The following is a 3148-nucleotide window of genomic DNA, read 5'->3' on the forward strand; positions in this document are numbered from 1 at the left end:
CCGCAATTGCCTCGGCTATTCCGCATCCGGAACGGGTGATTGGGCTGCATTTCTTTAATCCGGCCCCCGTGATGAAACTGGTCGAGATTATCCGCGGACTGAAAACTTCAGCAGTCCTTGCCGATGCAGTATTTGAGCTAATGAAACACTGGAATAAAGTTCCAGTACGGGCCAAATCGACCCCCGGTTTTATCGTCAATCGTGTCGCGCGCCCTTATTATGCCGAAGCCTTTCGTGCCTTGCAGGAAAATGCCACTACACCTGAACAGCTCGATTACATCATGCGCGAATGTGGCCGTTTTGCCATGGGGCCATGTGAACTCACGGACTTGATTGGACAGGATGTTAATTTTTCGGTGACGCAAAGTGTTTATCAGGAGTTTTTCTATGAGCCGCGCTACCGCCCATCCTTAATTCAAAAAGAGCTGGTCGATGCCGGCTGTTATGGCCGCAAGACCGGTCAGGGTTTTTATGATTACGCTCAGGCCAAGCCTGCACCAGCGTATGAATTGCCAGTGTGTTATGCCAAATCACTGAACAAATTAAAAGTCATCGTGCGCGGTGACTGGCTGCATTCACCCGCACTGATTGAACGTTTAAAACAGGCATCTCATGTGGAACTGAGTTTTCAGGCGGCGGAACAGAATGAAATCCTGATTGGTGATGTTTCGCTGCGCTTATCGCTCGGCGAGTCAGTTGAACTGGCTTATCCGCATGACCCCGTGGTGTTGATGGACTGGCATGCAGATTGGGCCAATGCTCAGGCGATTCCGGTAGTTGCATCACCTGCCTGTAGTGAAGAACAGCACCAAGCGGCAGAGCTATTCCTTGTAGGTATGAATGTGATACCAATTTGGTCTAAGGATCATCCAGGTCTTTATGTTATACGTAGTATTGCTATGCTGGTGAATGAAGCCTGTGAAGCGGTATTGCATGATATTGCATCAGAACAAGATATTGATTCTGCTATGAAATATGGCGTGAATTATCCTTGTGGTCCATTCGAGTGGGCGGATAGAATTGGATATTACACAATTTTACAAATTTTAAAAAATATGTATCGTGTTTATGGTGAAGACCGCTATAGAACTAGTATATATTTAGCAAAGAAAGCGGTGCAGGGACATGCACAGAAAAATCAGCAGCAACCATTACGCGTCGCGGGCTAAAAGGAACAATCATAGAACAGGTTTATATTTTTGCTGGAATACGCACACCGATCGGACGCTATGCCGGTGGACTGAGCAGTATCCGTAGCGATGATCTGGCAGCGCTACCGATTCAATATCTCAAAGATCAGTATCCTGCATTGCCATGGGCAGAACTGGATGAAGTGATCTTGGGCTGTGCCAATCAGGCCGGTGAAGATAACCGCAACGTTGCGCGTATGGCTGCTTTACTCGCAGGGCTGCCTGAATCTGTTCCAGCACTCACTGTAAACCGTTTATGTGCCTCAGGTCTGGATGCGGTTGGACTTGCAGCACGTGCGATTAAATCGGGTGAAGCACAATTTATTTTGGCGGGTGGGGTAGAATCCATGAGCCGGGCGCCTTTTGTGCAGTCTAAACCGATCACAGCCTTTAGCCGGACCCCAGAAATTTATGACACCACTATTGGCTGGCGTTTTATCAACCCAAAATTTAAAGCCCAGTTTGGCGTCGATAGCATGCCGGAAACAGCTGAAAACGTCGCTGAAAAATATCAGATCAGTCGCGCAGATCAGGACCTGTTCGCCTATCACAGCCAGCAAAAAACCGCAGTAGCGCAGCAAAAAGGTATTCTTGCTGAAGAAATCCTGCCGGTAGAGGTCAAAGGCCCGAAGAAAATTACCCTGACCATTTCTCAGGACGAGCACCCGCGTGCAGAGACCACACTGGACAATCTGGCTGCCTTAAAAACCCCATTTCGTAAAGAAGGCGGTTCGGTCACTGCCGGCAATGCTTCGGGTGTCAATGACGGTGCGGCTTGCGTATTGCTCGGGAATCAGCAGTTTGCCGAGCAGTATGGTTTGAGCCCGAAAGCCAAAGTGATCGGGATGGCCAGCGCCGGTGTTGAAGCCAAATATATGGGCATTGGGCCGGTGCCAGCCGTGCAGAAAGTCTTGAAGCAGACCGGACTGAGTTTGCAGCAGATGGACGTGATTGAGCTAAATGAAGCTTTTGCCTCACAGTCACTGGCCGTGATTCGTGAACTCGGCTTGCAAGACGATGATTCAAGAATCAATCCGAATGGCGGTGCCATCGCTTTGGGTCATCCGCTGGGCATGAGTGGAACACGCCTAGTGATTACCGCCATGCATGAACTGAAACGCCGTAATGGAAAATATGCTCTGTGCACCATGTGTGTTGGTGTGGGTCAAGGCGTGGCACTGGTTTTAGAAAATATGGATTAAGACAGCATTCAATCAATAAATTAAATCGCGGTCAGGAAGACTGCGTCAGGAGTAAGAATATGAATAACAATGCAATGGAAAAAATTGAAAAAGTATCGGTTGATGAGCTACGCAGTGTTCAGCTACAGCGTATGAAAAAGACTTTGCAGCATGCGTATCAGAATAGCCCGGTTTATAAAAAGAAATTCGATGATGCTGGCGTGCATCCAGATGATTTTAACTCTCTGGAACACCTGGCGAAATTCCCGTTTACCACCAAACAGGATTTACGCGATAATTATCCGTTTGGCATGTTCGCCGTGCCGCAGGAACAGATTGTACGTGTGCACGCATCTTCTGGTACCACCGGTCAGCCGACTGTGGTTGGTTATACCCAAAATGATATTAATGTCTGGTCTGATGTGGTGGCGCGTTCTCTTCGAGCAGCCGGCTTGAGTAGTAAAGATATCATCCAGGTGTCTTATGGTTATGGGTTGTTTACTGGCGGTCTTGGTGCGCATTATGGTGTTGAGCGTTTGGGTGCAACCGTGATCCCGATGTCAGGTGGACAGACAGAACGTCAGGCACAGCTGATTCATGACTTTAAGCCGACTGCACTGATGGTCACGCCATCTTACTGCCTGAATATTATTGAAGCGTTTGAGAAGAAATTTGGCACAGCCAAAAACTGCTCGATTAAAACCGGTGTGTTTGGTGCAGAGCCATGGACCAATGAAATGCGCAAGGAAATTGAAGAGCGTCTAGGCATTGATGCGC

General features: G+C 48.3%; 3 protein-coding genes. All 3 read left to right on the forward strand.

Annotated elements, in window-relative coordinates; translation table 11 throughout:
- Positions 1-1169, forward strand: a 1169-nt coding sequence (locus WAK81_RS09030) for a 3-hydroxyacyl-CoA dehydrogenase family protein (RefSeq protein ID WP_422196547.1), incomplete at its 5' end; no start/stop codon positions are given.
- Between the two features lie 11 nt (positions 1170-1180).
- Complete coding sequence (gene pcaF / locus WAK81_RS09035; protein WP_422196549.1) at positions 1181-2392, forward strand: 3-oxoadipyl-CoA thiolase; 1212 nt, start codon at positions 1181-1183, stop codon at positions 2390-2392.
- A gap of 59 nt (positions 2393-2451) precedes the next feature.
- Positions 2452-3148 (forward strand): AMP-binding protein (locus WAK81_RS09040; protein WP_422196548.1); only part of this gene is annotated, 697 nt, incomplete at its 3' end.

It is taken from the genome of Acinetobacter sp. (genome assembly GCF_049284435.1).
Taxonomy (GTDB): domain Bacteria; phylum Pseudomonadota; class Gammaproteobacteria; order Pseudomonadales; family Moraxellaceae; genus Acinetobacter.